This is a genomic window from Burkholderia sp. MSMB1498 (assembly GCF_001526245.1).
GTDB classification, from domain to species: Bacteria; Pseudomonadota; Gammaproteobacteria; order Burkholderiales; family Burkholderiaceae; genus Burkholderia; species Burkholderia savannae.
In genome coordinates, this window is sequence record NZ_LOYJ01000101.1 from 120,255 (window position 1) to 136,405 (window position 16,151).

Sequence of the window (16,151 nt, forward strand, 5' to 3'; positions counted from 1 at the left end):
ATATTTTCCGATCCCAACTAATTGGCTCGCGCGCGGCTGCGGAGGTTTGGCGGCGGCGACGCGCGTCGTTGGGCCGAGTCGTCGAGTGCGTTCGAGAACGCGTCGTCCAGCGGTGTCGCGCGCGAATGTTCCTTCGGCGCGCGTTTCGATTGCCGCATACGCGGCCGTGAATCGGGCATTCGGATTCTTCCGAGGGACGACGTGACGCGCATGCGGCGAGCCGCATCGCTCGATCATGCGCATCGCATCCGCACGTCGAACCGCTCGCGCGCGGCACGCGGCCGCACGAGCAGCAGCTTCGTCAGACCGAAGCGGTCGGCGATTCCGACGGACGAGGCGCGGGCGCAGGCGGTTTGTCCGCGAGCGGCACCTGCACGACGAAGCGCGAGCCGCCTTCGGGCGCGTCCGAGTACGACACCGTGCCGCCGTGCATCGCGATGATGTCGTGGACGATCGCAAGGCCGAGGCCCGCGCCCGTCTCGACGCCGCTGCCGCTTTGCGCGTCGCCGCGGAAAAAGCGCTTGAAGAGGTCTGCCTGCTGTCCCGCCGGCACGCCGGAGCCGTTATCCTCGACGACGATCTCGGCCGCGGGCATGCCGTCGCCGAGCGCGATTCGCGACACGTCGACCGTGATCCGCGCGCCTTGCGGCCGCGCGAGCGGCACGTACTTCAGCGCGTTGTCGAGCAGGTTCGCGATCACCTCGCGCAGCAGCACCGGATTGCCGCGCACGATGAGCGGCTCGTCGTCGGCGCGGCCGTCGCCACGCTGAAAGCCGAGATCGACGTGTGCGGCGAGCGCGCGCGGCACCCATTCGGCACCGGTTTCGAACGCGAGGCCGGCGAGATCGACGTCGACGAAGCGGGCCGCTTGTTCGCCGGGCTCCGCGCGCGCGAGCGACAGCAATTGATTCGACAGCCGCACCGCACGGTCTGCCGCCGAGCGCAACTCGCGCACCGCGGTCAGCGCCTGCTGCGGATCGCGCGCGATGGCCGCTTGCTCCGCATGCAGCTTGATCGCGGTGAGCGGCGTGCGCAACTGGTGCGCGGCGTCGGCGATGAACTTGCGCTGCGCGTCGAGCGCGGTTTTCAGGCGGCCGAGCAGTGCGTTCATCGCGCTCGTGAGCGGCCGGATTTCGAGCGGCACCTCGGTTTCGTCGACGGGCTCGAGCGACGTGTGGGTCTGCCGGTTCAGCGAATCGGCGAGATGCGTGAGCGGGCCGAGCTGCTGATTGACGACGCGCCACACGATTCCCCAGCCGGCGAGCAGCAGCAGCAGCAGCGGCATCATGATCGCAACCAGGAATTCGGCCGCGATCCGGTAGCGGTAGCGCACCGGCTGCGCAACCTCGACGATCATCGGATTGCCGCTTTCCGTCTGCTCGACGCGCACTTGCGCCACGCGCACCGCCTGGTTTTCGTATTCGGCCTCGAACACGTACGCAACGTGCATCCGGCGCACGCTCGTGCCTTGCAGCGGCAGCTTCGGATCGCCGGCAAGCTCGTGCTCGCCGTCGCTGATCCGGTAGATCAGCTGCTCGGTCGGATCGGAGAACATCGCCTGCGCGAGGGGCGGCACCGTGAACGGCGCATCGGGGCCGGCGATCTGGATCTGTTTCGAGATGGCCGATGCGAGATCGGCGAGCGATCGATCGACGACATGCTGTGTGTATTGCCACGCGAGCCAGTACGCAATGAGGCCGCTCATCAGCGCGAGCATCGACAGCGGCGCGGCGAGGCGGCGCAACAGCGTGCGGCGCAGGCTGGTCACAGCCGGATCAAGGGACATCGCGCGAAAGAAAAAGATAAGCGCCGCTTCGCGAAGCGGCGCGGGTAGGGCGTGCGGCACGCGCGGCCGCGGCGTGCCGCACGCGCGGCGTCAGGCCGTCAGACGCTCGCCGTCTGGCGGATCTCCTGCAGCAGATAGCCGAAGCCGCGCACCGTGACGATCTCGACACGGCACTGCTCGAGCTTTTTGCGCACCCGGTGCACGTAGACTTCGATCGCGGTGTCGCCGAGATCGCCGCCGAAGTGCGTCAGGTGATCCTGCAGCTGCGCCTTGCTGACGACGCGCCCGTGACGCAGCAGCAGCATTTCGAGCACCGCGAATTCGCGCGGCGACAGCTCGAGCGGCTTGTCGTCGTTGAAGATGCGGCGATCGACGCCCGACAGGCGCACGCCGCCGAGCGACACTTCCGGGCGCGGCATGTCGCTGTGCGGGCCGCTGCGGCGCATCACCGCGCGAATCCGCGCTTCGAGCTCCGCGGGCTCGAACGGCTTGAGCATGTAGTCGTCGGCGCCCGAGTTGAGGCCTTGCACGCGATCGTTCAGCTCGTCGCGCGCGGTCAGCACGATGACGGGCGTGTGGCGGTTGGTCTGGCGGAAGCGCGACAGCAGCGTCATGCCGTCGATGCCGGGCAGGCCGAGGTCGAGGATCACCAGCTCGTGGCGATTTTGCGCGAGCGCCTGCTCGGCAAAGATGCCGTCGTGAACCATGTCGACGGTGAAGCCCGCTTGTTCGAGGCTGCTTTGAATGCCGCGTGCGATGGGGCGGTCGTCTTCGATCAGAAGGAGTCGCATGAGATTCGCTCAAGTACAATGGGTTGGCGGTTCAGGCACGCGGGACAGCACGACGCCATTTCCACGAAAACGTCGCATGCCCGGCAACGAGCAGGACAGCCAGCAACGAACATTTCGATCATGTCCGATATTTCGATCCACGAACTCGAAGCCGCGATCAATTTCTGGCGGGCCCGCTCGCCGTCGAGCGGCGACGAACTCGAACTCTGCGAAGAGGCTAGCGCGCTTTCCAAACCGTATGCGTTGCTGATTGTACAGCGCCAAAGTGCGCTGCAACTGGAAGGATTAGACCCTAAAGCACGCAACGCATGGGACTCTTACGTTCGACTTAACAACGGCTTGGAAGGCTGAAGGCTTTCGCTTCATTCAGCATAGAAAACGCTTACTGAAAGCGATACGTTGACGATCCGTTTTCGAATCTCCATCAGGGTAATTACGCAGCCTTTGCGTGCTTGCCCACTTCCTCGATGAAATGCGCGAGCTTGATGTCGCGTTCGGTGAGGCCGTCTGCGTCGTGCGTCGACAGCGTGACGTCGACGCGGTTGTAGACGTTGAACCACTCGGGATGGTGATTCATTTCCTGCGCCTTGATCGCCACGCGCGCCATGAACCCGAACGCCTCGTTGAAATCGGCGAAGCGAAAACTGCGCTGGATCGCGTCGCGGCCCGGGACGGCCGTCCAGTGAGGCAGGCTTTCGAGTTGCGTCTTGCGTTCTTCCGATGTGAGCTTGTGAATCATTTTCATACCTCGTCCGATGGCGGCGCGGCCGAGCCAGTTCGCGCGGCGGCGCGCCGTATCGGCCATTCTTTCATAATTGTTCGTCAGGCGTCTTCATCGGTTGCCCAGCCTTCGCCCGTGCCGCGCGTGAGCACATGATCGCCGTCAAGCACCGCGCCCGCCGCGTGCTCGGGCGCGTCGGCGAGGCGGGCGGCGAGCATGCGCGCGTCGACGTGGGCGAGCGCGAAGAGCTGCGCGAAATCGTCGATCACGAAGTAGGTCTTCTGGAACGTGTCGATTCGATAGCGGGTCCGCATCACGCGTTCGAGATCGAAGCCGATCCGGTTCGGCGCCGCGCTCTCCAGGCTGTAGAGCGTCTCGCCCTTGCTCGACACGATGCCCGCGCCGTAGATTCGCAGCCCGTTTTCGCCGCGCGCATCGCGGATCAGGCCGAATTCGACCGTGTACCAATAGAGGCGCGCAAGGAGCGCGAGCGCGCGCGGATCGTCGGCGACGCCGAGCGCCGCGCGGCCGTACGCGTGCATGTAGTCGGCGAACACCGGATCGATGAGAAGCGGCACGTGGCCGAACAGGTCGTGGAAGCAGTCCGGCTCCTGCAGGTAATCGAGCTGGTCCGGGCGGCGCATCCACCAGGTGACCGGAAACCGCCGGTTCGCGAGGTGCTCGAAGAATACGGCGTCCGGCACGAGGCCCGGCACGGCGACGATGCGCCAGCCGGTCGCGGGCTCGAGCCGGCGGTTTACGTCGGCGAACGACGGCACGCGATCGGCCGGCAGGCCGATGCGCGCGAGCCCGTCGACGAACGCGTCGCACGCGCGGCCGCGCAGCAGCGACGCCTGGCGCGCATGGAGCTGGCGCCACGCCGCGTGGTCGGCCTCGCCGTAGCGGGCGAGCGGCTGGTCGATGGTGAAATCGGCGCGGGTTTCGAGGCCCGCGTCGAACTGTTCCTTCAGTTTCGCGGTGACGACGGTGGACATGGTGAACGCTTGCTTCGCATCGGTTGGAATGCCTGCAAGTGTAGGGCGGGACTTGCGCGGATTGGGCGCAAAGTCAGCGGCTATTCGGCTTTAAATGCGATAATCTCGCATTGATACGCAAAATCACGCGGAGAATTTTCATGCTGGAACTCGATCACTTCGATTTGGCGCTGCTCGACGTGTTGCAGCGCTTCGGCCGCGCGACGCATCAGCAGCTCGGCGAGGAAGTGCCGCTGTCGCCGTCGCAGATCGGCAGGCGGCTGCAGCGGCTCGAGGCGGCGGGCGTGATCGACGGCTACCGCGTCGTGCTGCGGCCCGAGCGGCTCGGGCTCGGCGTCACCGCGTTCACGAGCCTGAAGCTCAAGCATCACGGCGATTCGATCATCGAGCAGTTCCAGCAGCAGATCGACGTGCTGCCCGAAGTGCTCGAATGTCATGCGGTGGTCGGCGACGCCGATTATCTGCTCAGGATCGTCGCGCCGGATTTGAACGCGCTGTCGTCGTTCGTGATGAAGAAGCTGATGCGGGTGCCGGGCGTGGACAGCGTACGCTCGAACATCGTGCTCACGACGTTCAAGCGCAACGGGCCGCTGCCGCTCGGCCATCTCGCGTCCGGCGCGCCCGCCGCGTGACGCGGGCGCGGCGCGGCTGACGACAGGCGGCCGGCGGGCGGGCGCGCTTTGCCCGCACGTCCGCCTCGCCGGCGCGCGTTACGCGGCCGGTTCGGCCTGCGCGTTCAGCAGATCGACGTACGCAACCGCGACGAGATCGTCGCTCGACACGCCGAGCTTTTCGAACACCGCGTGCGCTTCCGCGTGGCCGCCTTCCTCGTCGTCGTCCGGCGCAAGCACCACTTCGAGCTCGACGAAGTCGCCCAGGCCGTCGACGCGGTCGAGGTGAATTCGCGTGCGGCCCGCCAGGTAGACGTGCCGCTCCTTTGTCACGATGCCGCGGGTCGTCAGCGCGGTCGCGAGCAGCGCGTGCATTGCGTCCGGATTCGTCACCGGGCTGCGCGTGTAGTACGACGCCTTCGGGCCGTCCTGGTCGTCGCGCTGATAGAAGATCAGCTCGGCGGGCGTGCCGTCCTCGAAGCGGCGCAGCTTTAGCCGGCCGCGCGGCACGTCGTAGAAGAAATCCTGCTGGCGGTAGAAGAGGGGCGCGTCGGGCGCCAGCTCGGCGGCCCGTTCGCGCAATCGTTCGAATTCGCGCGCGCGGGCTTTGATCTCGATGTTGCGGGCCATGCGGGTCTCCTGTGAAGAGCGTTTGCGGGTCCGGACGAACCATCCAGAAGCCCCATTCTATCGGGGCGCGAGCGCTTTTGACGCGACGTGCAACGGGGCCTGCCGCATTCGGCGGAAACGGCCGCGCGGCGGGCGGCCGAGCCCGGTGAGCGGCGCGCCGTGGCCGGGTACGTCATGCGCAAGGGCGGCGCCGTTTGCGGCGACGCCGCGCGGCACGGCGCGATTCGCGGTGCGGCACGGCACGATTGGGCGCGGCGCGACTTGGTGCGGCCCGGCGCGATGAGTGGGATCGAGCGCGACGGTCGCGGCGCGACATTGCGCCGCAATCACGCGATTCGACGCCGAAGCGATTGCGCGAGGCGTGCCCTGATTCAATTCAGGTCGCGACCGTGGCGTTCCACCTGTCCAGGTCTTCGCCGCCGCTTCGATCATCAGCGGCGCTCATATCGCCCATTGCTCGTCGATGAGGCGCAGCGCGGCGGCGATCGCGCGCTCGTCGCGCCGCTCGGCGAGCGTGACGAACGTGAGCTCGGCGGGCACGGCGACATGCTCGACGATCGTGAGCGCGTGCGCGTGCGCTTCCCGCAGCGCGACCGAGTCGCGCGCGAGCGTCAGGCCGACGCCCGACTTGACGAGATCGAGCATCGACGTCTCCTGATCGACTTCGGCGACCTTGACGGGCTGCACGAGCGCGTCGGCGAAGCGGCGCGACAGGAGCCGCTGGTGCGCGGACGCGGCGGGCGTCCAGATCCACGGCAGCGCGGCGAGCTCGCGCCACGTGCGCGCGCGCTGCACGCGTTCCTTCCAGCCGGCGGGCGCGAGCACCCGATAGCGGAACTGCGTGAGCGTCACCGTGTGGAAGCGCCCGGCGTCGCGCGGATCGTCTTCTTCCGGCCGGCCGATGTAGTAGCCGACGTCGAGCTCGCGCGAGCGGACCTGATCGAGCACCCAGCCGGACATCCCGTGCCGCAGCGCCGTCTCGATCTGCGGATAGGTTTCGACGAGCCGCTTCAGGAAGCCGCCGAGCCGCAGGAATTCGGGGTCGAGGATCGTGCCGATCCGCAGCCGCCCGCGCACTTCGTGCCGCAGCGCGGCGGCCGCGCGCTTCACGTCGGCCGCCGCGTCGAGCGCGCGCTCCGCGTGCGGCAGCAGCGCCTGGCCGTCGCGCGTGAGCACGAGCCCGCGCGACGTGCGCACGAACAGGCCGACGCCGAGCAGATCCTGCAGATTCTTGATCTGCAGGCTGACGGCGGGCTGCGTCAGATGCAGTTGCGTTGCCGCGCGCGTGAGATTGCCCTCGCGCGCGACCGCGACGAACGCGCGGAGCAGAGTCAGGTCCATCGAGCAATATTAGCGCTGCTTATAACGCAATTGAGCATAACTCATTGGATCGCGTACGGGGCTCGCGGGTACGCTTCTTTCCCGACGCACGCGGCTCGCGTGCGCAGCCGAGCGCGGCGACGGCAAACACGGAGGACGACATGAACGGCAGCACCCATTCGAACGATTCGCGCGTGCGCGCATTGACCCATTTCATCGGCGGTCGCGCGGTCGACGGCGCGAGCGACCGCTACGGCGACGTATTCAACCCGGCGTTCGGCAACGTGGCGGCGCGCGTGCCGCTCGCCACCGTCGCGGAAGTCGGTTCGGCCGTCTCGGCCGCGGCCGCGGCGTTCCCCGCGTGGAGCGAGACGCCGCCGCTCAAGCGCGCCCGCGTGATGTTCAAGTTCAAGGAACTGCTCGACCGCCATCACGACGAGCTCGCCGAGCTGATCACCCGCGAGCACGGCAAGGTGTTCTCGGACGCGAAGGGCGAAGTGATGCGCGGCATCGAGATCGTCGAGTTCGCGTGCGGGATTCCGAGCCTGCTGAAAACCGATTTCACCGATCAGATCGGCGGCGGCATCGACAACTGGAACCTGCGGCAGCCGCTCGGCGTCGTCGCCGGGGTCACGCCGTTCAACTTCCCGATGATGGTGCCGTGCTGGATGTTCCCGGTCGCGATCGCGTGCGGCAATACGTTCGTGCTGAAGCCGTCCGAGCGCGATCCGTCGGCGTCGATCCGGCTCGCCGAGCTGCTGAAGGAAGCGGGGCTGCCCGACGGCGTGTTCAACGTCGTGCACGGCGACAAGACCGCCGTCGACGCGCTGATCGCACATCCGGACATTGCCGCCTTGTCGTTCGTCGGCTCGACGCCGATCGCCGAATACATTCACACGGAAGCCGCGCGGCGCGGCAAGCGCGTGCAGGCGCTCGGCGGCGCGAAGAACCATCTCGTCGTGATGCCGGACGCGAACCTCGATCAGGCGGTCGATGCGCTCATCGGCGCCGCTTACGGATCGGCGGGCGAGCGCTGCATGGCGATCTCGGTGGCGGTGGCGGTGGGCGGCGTCGCCGACGCGCTCGTCGAGCGGCTCGCCGCACGCGCGAAAACGCTGAAGATCGGCGACGGGATGGAATCCGACGTCGAAATGGGGCCGCTCGTGACGGCCGCGCATCGCGCGAAGGTGTCCGCGTATATCGACGCGGGCGTCGCGGCGGGCGCGAAGCTCGTCGTCGACGGGCGCGATCACGTCGTCGAAGGGTGCGAGAGCGGCTTTTTTCTCGGCGGCACGCTGTTCGATGACGTCGCGACCGACATGTCGATTTACCGCGAGGAAATCTTCGGGCCGGTGCTGGCCGTCGTGCGCGTGCCGGACTTCGCAAGCGCGGTCGCGCTCATCAACGCGCACGAGTTCGCGAACGGCGTGTCGTGCTTCACGTCCGACGGCGGCATCGCGCGCGCGTTCGCGCGGCAGATCCAGGTCGGGATGGTCGGCATCAACGTGCCGATTCCGGTGCCGATGGCGTGGCATTCGTTCGGCGGCTGGAAGCGCTCGCTGTTCGGCGATCACCACGCGTACGGCGAGGAGGGCGTGCGCTTCTACACGCGCTACAAGAGCGTGATGCAGCGCTGGCCGGACAGCATCGCGAAGGGCGCGGAGTTCACGATGCCCGTCGCGAAGTGACGCGAGCGCAACCGATGCACTGACGCTGCCGCGCGCGCACCGCAAAGGGCCCGCGCGCGGTCTATGCTTTAACGGCACGACACGGCACGGCACGACACGGCACGACACGGCACGACACGGCACGGCACGGCACGGCACGACACGACACGACAGCGGGCGCGACGCGCGGCCTGCGCCGCGGCGCGCACGACGGCGGCCCGCGCAAGGACCGCCGCACCCATATTGAGGAGACGGAGAAGGTGGCTACCGAACGTACGCTCGAAGGCGAATTCGATTATGTGATCGTCGGCGCCGGCACGGCGGGCTGCGTGCTCGCGAACCGGCTCACCGAGGACCCCGACGTGACCGTGCTGCTGCTCGAAGCCGGCGGCAAGGACGACTATCACTGGGTCCACATTCCGGTCGGCTATCTGTATTGCATCGGCAATCCGCGCACCGACTGGCTCTACAAGACCGAGCCCGAAGCGGGCCTGAACGGCCGCGCGCTGTCGTATCCGCGCGGGCGCGTGCTGGGCGGCTCGTCGTCGATCAACGGGATGATCTACATGCGCGGCCAGCGCGACGACTACGACGAATGGGCGCGGGCGACGGGCGACGCGGGCTGGTCATGGGACAGCGTGCTGCCGGTCTTCAAGCGCAGCGAGGATCATCACGCGGGCGCGAGCGACGCGCACGGCGCGGGCGGCATGTGGCGCGTCGAGAAGCAGCGGCTGCGCTGGGAGATCCTGGAAGCGTTCGCGCAGGCCGCGCAGCAGACGGGCATTCCGTCGACCGACGATTTCAATCGCGGCGACAACACGGGCGTCGGTTATTTCGAAGTCAATCAGAAGCGCGGCATTCGCTGGAACGCGTCGAAGGCGTTCCTGCGTCCCGCGCTCTCGCGGCCGAACCTCACCGTGATCACCGGCGCGCAGGCCGAGCGGCTCGTGTTCGACGGCAAGCGCTGCGCGGGCGTCGAGTATCGCGGCGGCGGCGCGCCCTTCGTCGCGCGCGCGCGCGGCGAAGTGCTGCTCGCGTCGGGCGCCGTGAATTCGCCGCCGCTGCTCGAGCTGTCCGGCATCGGCGACGGCAACCGGCTGCAGGCGCTTGGCGTTGGCGTGGTCGCGGATCTGCGCGGCGTCGGCGAAAACCTTCAGGATCACTTGCAGTTGCGCATGGCGTTTCGCGTGCGCGGCGTGCGCACGCTCAACACGCTGTCCGCGCACTGGTGGGGCAAGCTGTGGATCGGCCTGCAATATGCGCTGATGCAGCGCGGGCCGATGTCGATGGCGCCGTCGCAGTTGGGCGCGTTCGCGAAATCGGACCCGAACGATCCGTCGCTCGCGCGGCCCGATCTCGAATACCACGTGCAGCCGCTGTCGCTCGAGCGTTTCGGCGAGCCGCTGCATCGCTTCAACGCGTTCACTGCTTCGGTCTGCCATCTGCGGCCGACGTCGCGCGGCAGCATTCATGCAACGTCGCCCGACCCGGCGCACGCGCCGTCGATCGCGCCGAACTATCTGTCGACCGATTACGATCGTCACGTCGCGGCGAACGCGCTGCGCCTCACGCGCCGGATCGCCGCCGCGCCCGCGCTTGCGCGCTATGCACCCGAGGAAATCCTGCCGGGCTCCCAGTATCTGAGCGAGGAAGAATTGATCGCCGCGGCGGGCGCGGTCGGCACGACGATCTTCCATCCGGTCGGCACGTGCCGGATGGGGCACGCGGACGATCCGCACGCGGTCGTCGACAGCCGCCTGCGCGTGCTTGGCGTGACGGGGCTGCGGGTCGTCGATGCGTCGGTGATGCCGACGATCACGTCGGGCAATACGAACTCGCCGACGTTGATGATCGCCGAGCGCGCGAGCGACATGATCCGCGCGGATCGTCGCGGCGCGGCGGAGCGTGGCGCGGCCGCGCACGCGGATGCCGCGCTGCCGTCGTAAAACCGACACGATCCGTTGAAAGATCCGGCAAACAATCGCAATAAAAAAACAGCCGAGGGTTAACCCAAAAGCGCAGCCGGCTATCGCGCGCGCACTCGATCGCGGCAGTGGTTTTCGATTCGTACCGGAACGCGTTTTCTTGTCGAGAATATTTTCGCCGCGCGCGGAAAAAATGCGTGCGGCATCAGGGTTTGCGCGAGATCTGAAACGATTTCGCGCTAACCGATCGGCTGCGCGGCAATACGCGAGCGTATTGATCTGGAAATCAAAAAAAACGAGTAAAAAATGCTTGCGTCTGTCGTGCCCTATAAGTGCAAATCCCGATGAATGCACTGCACCAACGGCGCGACAATGACACGCGGTCGGAATCTGCGACTTGCGCGGGGAGACCAGCCTCGACGCAATCACACAAAGCTCGGGGGCAGCCTCACATCCGCTGAACGCATCGTGGCCGCTTGTGCGAGATCTCCCAGCGCTTCGCCTCACTTCGTAGGAAGGGAACATGATTCTCGGCGACACGATTCTCGAAACACGCGGACTCACGAAGGAATTCAAGGGCTTCACCGCGGTGAACGGCGTGAACCTGCGCGTGCGGCGCGGCTCGATCCACGCGCTGATCGGGCCGAACGGCGCGGGCAAGACCACTTGCTTCAATCTCCTGACCAAATTCCTGAAGCCGACGTCGGGTCAGATCGTCTACAACGGCATCGACATTACCGACGAGCGCCCCGCGCAGATCGCGCGGCGCGGCGTGATCCGTTCGTTCCAGATCTCCGCGGTGTTTCCGCATCTGACCGCGCTGCAGAACGTGCGCATCGGCCTGCAGCGCTCGCTCGGCACCGCGTTCCATTTCTGGCGCAGCGAGCGCTCGCTCAAGCGCCTCGACGATCGCGCGATGGATCTGCTCACGCAGGTCGGCCTCACCGATTTCGCGCACGTGCCGACGGTCGAGCTCGCCTACGGCCGCAAGCGCGCGCTCGAAATCGCGACGACGCTCGCGATGGAGCCCGAGCTGATGCTGCTCGACGAGCCGACGCAGGGAATGGGCCACGAGGACGTCGATCGCGTGACGGCGCTCATCAAGAAGGTTGCGAGCGGCCGCACGATCCTGATGGTCGAGCACAACATGAACGTGATCGCGGGCATCTCCGACACGATCACCGTCCTGCAGCGCGGCGAAGTGCTCGCGGAAGGCACGTACGCGGAGGTGTCGAAGAATCCGCTCGTCGTCGAGGCGTACATGGGCAGCGCGGACGCGGCCCTCGCGGGGGCGCACGCATGAACCACAGCGAACGGGAAGAGCGCGAGTTGAACAACGTCGAAAGCGGTACGCCCGCGCTCGCGATCGCGGGGCTCGAAGCGTGGTACGGCGAATCGCACATCCTGCACGGCGTCGATCTGACCGTGCACCGCGGCGAAGTGGTCACGCTGCTCGGCCGCAACGGCGCGGGCCGCACGACGACGCTGCGCGCGATCATGGGGCTCACGGGCCGGCGAAGCGGCTCGATCAAGGTCGCCGGCCACGAGACGATCGATTTGCCGACGCACCGTATCGCGCATTACGGCATCGGCTATTGCCCGGAGGAGCGCGGGATCTTCTCGAGCCTGTCGTGCGAGGAGAACCTGCTGTTGCCGCCCGTGCTCGGCGATCGCAAGAGCGCGATGTCGCTCGAGGACATCTACGAGATGTTCCCGAACCTCGCGTCGCGACGCAGCAGCCAGGGCACGCGGCTGTCGGGCGGCGAGCAGCAGATGCTCGCCGTCGCGCGGATCTTGCGCACGGGCGCGAATCTGCTGCTGCTCGACGAGATCTCCGAGGGCCTCGCGCCCGTGATCGTGCAGACGCTCGCGAAGATGATCGTCACGCTGAAGGCGCGCGGCTACACGATCGTGATGGTCGAGCAGAACTTCCGTTTCGCGGCGCCGCTCGCCGATCGGTTCTACGTGATGGAGCACGGCCGCATCGTCGAGCATTTCGGCGCGACCGAGCTCGAAGGGAAGATGCCCGTGCTGCACGATCTGCTGGGCGTCTAGCGCGCCGCTTTGCCGGTCCCCCGATGTACATAACCTGACAACCACAACGCACTACACCAGGAGACGTCAATGAAAATGAAGACCCTCGCGCACGCATGTCTTGCCGCCGCCGCCGCGTGGTCGGTGGGCGCCGCGCAAGCCGCGGACACCGTGAAGATCGGCTTCATCACCGACATGTCCGGCCTTTACGCCGACATCGACGGGCAGGGCGGCCTCGAGGCGATCAAGATGGCGGTGGCCGATTTCGGCGGCAAGGTGAACGGCAAGCCGATCGAAGTGGTGTACGCGGATCACCAGAACAAGGCGGACATCGCCGCGTCGAAGGCGCGCGAATGGATGGACCGCGGCGGGCTCGATCTGCTCGTCGGCGGCACGAACTCGGCGACCGCGCTGTCGATGAACCAGGTCGCGGCCGAGAAGAAGAAGGTCTACATCAACATCGGCGCGGGCGCGGACACGCTCACGAACGAGCAGTGCACGCCGTACACGGTCCACTACGCGTACGACACGATGGCGCTCGCGAAGGGCACGGGCTCGGCCGTGGTGAAGCAGGGCGGCAAGACGTGGTTCTTCCTGACCGCCGATTACGCGTTCGGCAAGGCGCTCGAGAAGAACACCGCGGACGTCGTGAAGGCGAACGGCGGCAAGGTGCTCGGCGAAGTGCGGCATCCGCTGTCGGCGTCGGACTTCTCGTCGTTCCTGTTGCAGGCGCAGTCGTCGAAAGCGCAGATCCTCGGCCTCGCGAACGCGGGCGGCGACACGGTGAACGCGATCAAGGCGGCGAAGGAATTCGGCATCACGAAGACGATGAAGCTTGCCGCGCTGCTGATGTTCATCGACGACGTCCACTCGCTCGGCCTCGAGACGACGCAGGGCCTCGTGCTGACGGACAGCTGGTACTGGAATCGCGATTCGGCATCGCGACAGTGGGCGCAGCGCTACTTCGGGAAGATGAAGAAGATGCCGTCGAGCCTGCAGGCGGCCGACTATTCGTCGGTGACGACCTATCTGAAGGCGGTGCAGGCGGTGGGCTCGACCGATTCCGACAAGGTGATGGCGCAGCTCAAGAAGATGAAGATCGACGACTTCTACGCGAAGGGCTACATCCGCACGGACGGCAGCATGATTCACGACATGTATCTGATGGAAGTGAAGAAGCCGTCAGAATCGAAGGAGCCGTGGGACTACTACAAGGTCGTCGCGACGATCCCCGGCGAGCAGGCGTTCACGACGAAGCAGGAGACGCGCTGCACGTTGTGGAAGTGACGTGACGCATTGCACGCGCCGCGCGCGTTTCGGCGCGCGGCGAACGTGCGCGCGACGGCGGCCCTGACGCGACCGTTGCGCGCATTTGGTTGCATGCGCAACTATTTCAACCTGACAGATTGACTGACGGCAGATTCGATGGACATCTTCGGCATTCCGATGTCGGCGATGCTGAGCCAGTTGTTGCTCGGACTCGTCAACGGCTCGTTCTACGCGATCCTGAGCCTCGGGCTCGCGGTGATCTTCGGGCTGCTCAACGTGATCAACTTCGCGCACGGCGCGCTTTTCATGCTGGGCGCGATGCTCGCGTGGATGGGGCTCACGTATCTCGGCCTGCCGTACTGGGCGATGCTCGTGCTCGCGCCCGTCGTCGTCGGCCTGTTCGGCATCCTGATCGAACGCTCGATGCTGCGCTGGCTCTACAAGCTCGATCACCTGTACGGCCTGCTGCTGACGTTCGGGCTCACGCTCGTCGTCGAAGGCGTGTTCCGCGCGATCTATGGCTCGTCCGGGCAGCCGTACGACGTGCCCGAGCTGCTCTCCGGCGCGACGAATCTCGGCTTCATGTTCCTGCCGAACTATCGCGCGTGGGTTGTCGTCGCGTCGCTCGCGGTGTGTCTCGCGACGTGGTTCGTGATCGAGAAGACGCGGCTCGGCGCGTATCTGCGCGCGGGCACGGAGAATCCGAAGCTCGTCGAGGCGTTCGGCGTGAACGTGCCGATGATGGTCACGCTGACGTACGGCTTCGGCGTCGCGCTCGCCGCGTTCGCGGGCGTGCTCGCGGCGCCCGTGATCCAGGTGTCGCCGCTGATGGGGCAGCCGATGATCATCACCGTGTTCGCGGTCGTCGTGATCGGCGGGATGGGCTCGATTCTCGGCTCGATCGTGACGGGCCTGATGCTCGGCGTGATCGAGGGCCTGACGCGCGTGTTCTATCCGGAAGCGTCGGCGACGGTCGTCTTCGTGATCATGGCGATCGTGCTGCTGATCCGTCCGGCAGGTTTATTCGGTAAGGAAAGATGATGCAGAGAAAAGCGCTCTACGGGCTGCTGCTCGCCGGCCTTCTCGTCGCGCCGTTCGCCGGCGCGTATCCGGTGTTCGTGATGAAGGTGCTGTGCTTCGCGCTCTTCGCGGCCGCGTTCAATCTGCTGATCGGCTTCACGGGCCTGCTGTCGTTCGGCCATGCGATGTTCCTCGCGACCGCGGGCTACGTGACGGGCTACGCGATGCAGTCGCTCGGCATGACGCCCGAGCTCGGCGTGCTCGCCGGCACCGCGGCGGCGACGCTGCTCGGCCTCGTCGTCGGCCTGTTCGCGATCCGGCGGCAGGGCATCTATTTCGCGATGATCACGCTCGCGTTCGCGCAGATGGTGTACTTCATCTATCTGCAGGCGCCGTTCACGCACGGCGAGGACGGGCTGCAGGGCGTGCCGCGCGGCAAGCTGTTCGGGCTCGTCGATCTGTCGTCGGATCTCGCGCTCTACTACGTCGTACTTACCGTCATCGCGTGCGCGTGCTTCTTCATCGTGCGCATCGTGCATTCGCCGTTCGGGCAAGTGCTCGTCGCGATCAAGGAGAACGAGCCTCGCGCGACGTCGCTCGGCTACGATACCGATCGCTTCAAGCTGCTCGCGTTCATCCTGTCGGCCGCGCTCGCGGGGCTCGCGGGCGCGCTGAAGGTCGTCGTGCTCGGCTTCGAGACGCTGAGCGACGCGTACTGGACGATGTCGGGCCTCGTCGTGCTGATGACGCTCGTGGGCGGCATGGGCACGCTGTTCGGCCCGCTCGTCGGCGCGGCGCTGATCGTCGCGCTCGAGGATCGGCTGGGCGACATCGGCACCTGGCTCGCGTCGGCGACGGGCATCGACTGGTTCCGCTCGCTCGGCGAGTCCGCGACGATCGTCACGGGCCTCATCTTCATCGCGTGCGTGCTTGCATTCCGGCGTGGAATCGTCGGCGAGGTGATCGCGCGCGTGCGGCCGCTGCGGACGTCCTGAGCGATCGTGCGGTGCGCAACGATCGTTGGGAATGCGATGCAATAGGCACGGCAAACGCCGATCCGGCCGGGCTGCCGGCATGCCCCAATTTCGTGCGGCGATGCACCATAGGGGTAAATGCTAGGTTGTCGCATCCGGCAAGCTTGCATTAACCTTCGTCTCAGTTCTGATGCACCGCGAAACGAATTTGCAGGTGGAGAACGAGGAGACATTCGAGGCACTGAGTGCCCGATCCAAAGCGCTGTTGGATTCGTTCCAACAGCGCTTTTTATTTGTGCGCCGGCCATTGCGCCGCGCGCGATCTTCGCCGAATTCCGCCGATCCAGCCGCCTTCGATTGCTGTTCGCACACGGCCGCGCGGCCCTTGCCGCTGCGGGCTTCACCCGG

15 protein-coding genes are annotated in these 16,151 nt (G+C 66.6%); 9 read left to right on the forward strand and 6 right to left on the reverse strand.

Annotated elements, in window-relative coordinates; all coding sequences use genetic code 11:
* Positions 1–301 precede the first annotated feature (301 nt).
* On the reverse strand, positions 302–1,768 hold the full coding sequence (locus tag WS91_RS22115; protein WP_059671027.1) for a sensor histidine kinase: 1,467 nt from the start codon (positions 1,766–1,768) through the stop codon (positions 302–304).
* 116 nt (positions 1,769–1,884) lie between these two features.
* A complete protein-coding gene (locus WS91_RS22120; protein ID WP_004195796.1) occupies positions 1,885–2,577 on the reverse strand; it encodes a response regulator transcription factor in 693 nt (230 codons plus the stop codon).
* A gap of 120 nt (positions 2,578–2,697) precedes the next feature.
* Between WS91_RS22120 and WS91_RS34100 the strand changes: the two genes are divergently transcribed.
* The gene (locus WS91_RS34100) at positions 2,698–2,928 is read left to right on the forward strand and encodes a DUF3717 domain-containing protein (RefSeq protein WP_038750108.1); all 231 of its coding nucleotides are present in this window, start codon (positions 2,698–2,700) and stop codon (positions 2,926–2,928) included.
* An 82-nt stretch (positions 2,929–3,010) separates the two neighbouring features.
* Here WS91_RS34100 and WS91_RS22125 read toward each other — a convergent pair whose 3' ends face one another.
* Entirely contained in the window at positions 3,011–3,382 is a 372-nt protein-coding gene (locus WS91_RS22125) for a 4a-hydroxytetrahydrobiopterin dehydratase (RefSeq protein WP_226377176.1), read from the reverse strand.
* A gap of 17 nt (positions 3,383–3,399) precedes the next feature.
* Entirely contained in the window at positions 3,400–4,293 is an 894-nt protein-coding gene (gene phhA, locus WS91_RS22130) for a phenylalanine 4-monooxygenase (protein WP_059671028.1), read from the reverse strand.
* A gap of 140 nt (positions 4,294–4,433) precedes the next feature.
* On the opposite strand from phhA, the gene WS91_RS22135 reads away from it, so the two are divergent.
* Entirely contained in the window at positions 4,434–4,925 is a 492-nt protein-coding gene (locus WS91_RS22135; RefSeq protein WP_004195800.1) for an Lrp/AsnC family transcriptional regulator, read from the forward strand.
* 78 nt (positions 4,926–5,003) lie between these two features.
* Here the strand turns inward: WS91_RS22135 and WS91_RS22140 are convergent, their stop codons facing one another.
* Both WS91_RS22140 and WS91_RS22150 read right to left on the reverse strand, forming a co-directional pair.
* A complete protein-coding gene (locus WS91_RS22140; RefSeq protein ID WP_038750114.1) occupies positions 5,004–5,534 on the reverse strand; it encodes a class IV adenylate cyclase in 531 nt (176 codons plus the stop codon).
* 441 nt (positions 5,535–5,975) lie between these two features.
* Positions 5,976–6,875 (reverse strand): LysR family transcriptional regulator, encoded by a 900-nt coding sequence (locus WS91_RS22150; protein ID WP_038750119.1) that lies wholly within the window; start codon positions 6,873–6,875, stop codon positions 5,976–5,978.
* A gap of 140 nt (positions 6,876–7,015) precedes the next feature.
* Between WS91_RS22150 and WS91_RS22155 the strand changes: the two genes are divergently transcribed.
* The 7 genes from WS91_RS22155 to WS91_RS22185 all read left to right on the forward strand — a co-directional run bounded on the left by WS91_RS22155 (position 7,016) and on the right by WS91_RS22185 (position 15,764).
* Positions 7,016–8,542: a CoA-acylating methylmalonate-semialdehyde dehydrogenase gene (locus tag WS91_RS22155; RefSeq protein ID WP_038750244.1), complete on the forward strand. Its 1,527-nt coding sequence runs from the start codon at positions 7,016–7,018 to the stop codon at positions 8,540–8,542.
* A gap of 239 nt (positions 8,543–8,781) precedes the next feature.
* Positions 8,782–10,467, forward strand: a complete 1,686-nt coding sequence (locus WS91_RS22160; RefSeq protein ID WP_059671029.1) for a GMC family oxidoreductase — start codon at positions 8,782–8,784, stop codon at positions 10,465–10,467.
* A gap of 502 nt (positions 10,468–10,969) precedes the next feature.
* Positions 10,970–11,749 (forward strand): ABC transporter ATP-binding protein, encoded by a 780-nt coding sequence (locus tag WS91_RS22165; RefSeq protein ID WP_038750124.1) that lies wholly within the window; start codon positions 10,970–10,972, stop codon positions 11,747–11,749.
* The gene (locus WS91_RS22170; RefSeq protein WP_038750127.1) at positions 11,746–12,501 is read left to right on the forward strand and encodes an ABC transporter ATP-binding protein; all 756 of its coding nucleotides are present in this window, start codon (positions 11,746–11,748) and stop codon (positions 12,499–12,501) included. Before WS91_RS22165 ends, WS91_RS22170 begins: the two co-directional genes overlap by 4 nt.
* Before the next feature lie 69 nt (positions 12,502–12,570).
* Positions 12,571–13,767 (forward strand): beta-hydroxybutyrate-binding protein, encoded by a 1,197-nt coding sequence (locus WS91_RS22175; protein WP_038750129.1) that lies wholly within the window; start codon positions 12,571–12,573, stop codon positions 13,765–13,767.
* A gap of 138 nt (positions 13,768–13,905) precedes the next feature.
* The gene (locus WS91_RS22180; RefSeq protein ID WP_038750132.1) at positions 13,906–14,790 is read left to right on the forward strand and encodes a branched-chain amino acid ABC transporter permease; all 885 of its coding nucleotides are present in this window, start codon (positions 13,906–13,908) and stop codon (positions 14,788–14,790) included.
* Complete coding sequence (locus WS91_RS22185) at positions 14,790–15,764, forward strand: branched-chain amino acid ABC transporter permease (protein ID WP_059671108.1); 975 nt, start codon at positions 14,790–14,792, stop codon at positions 15,762–15,764. The genes WS91_RS22180 and WS91_RS22185 overlap by 1 nt, the downstream gene beginning before the upstream one ends.
* Positions 15,765–16,151 lie beyond the last annotated feature (387 nt).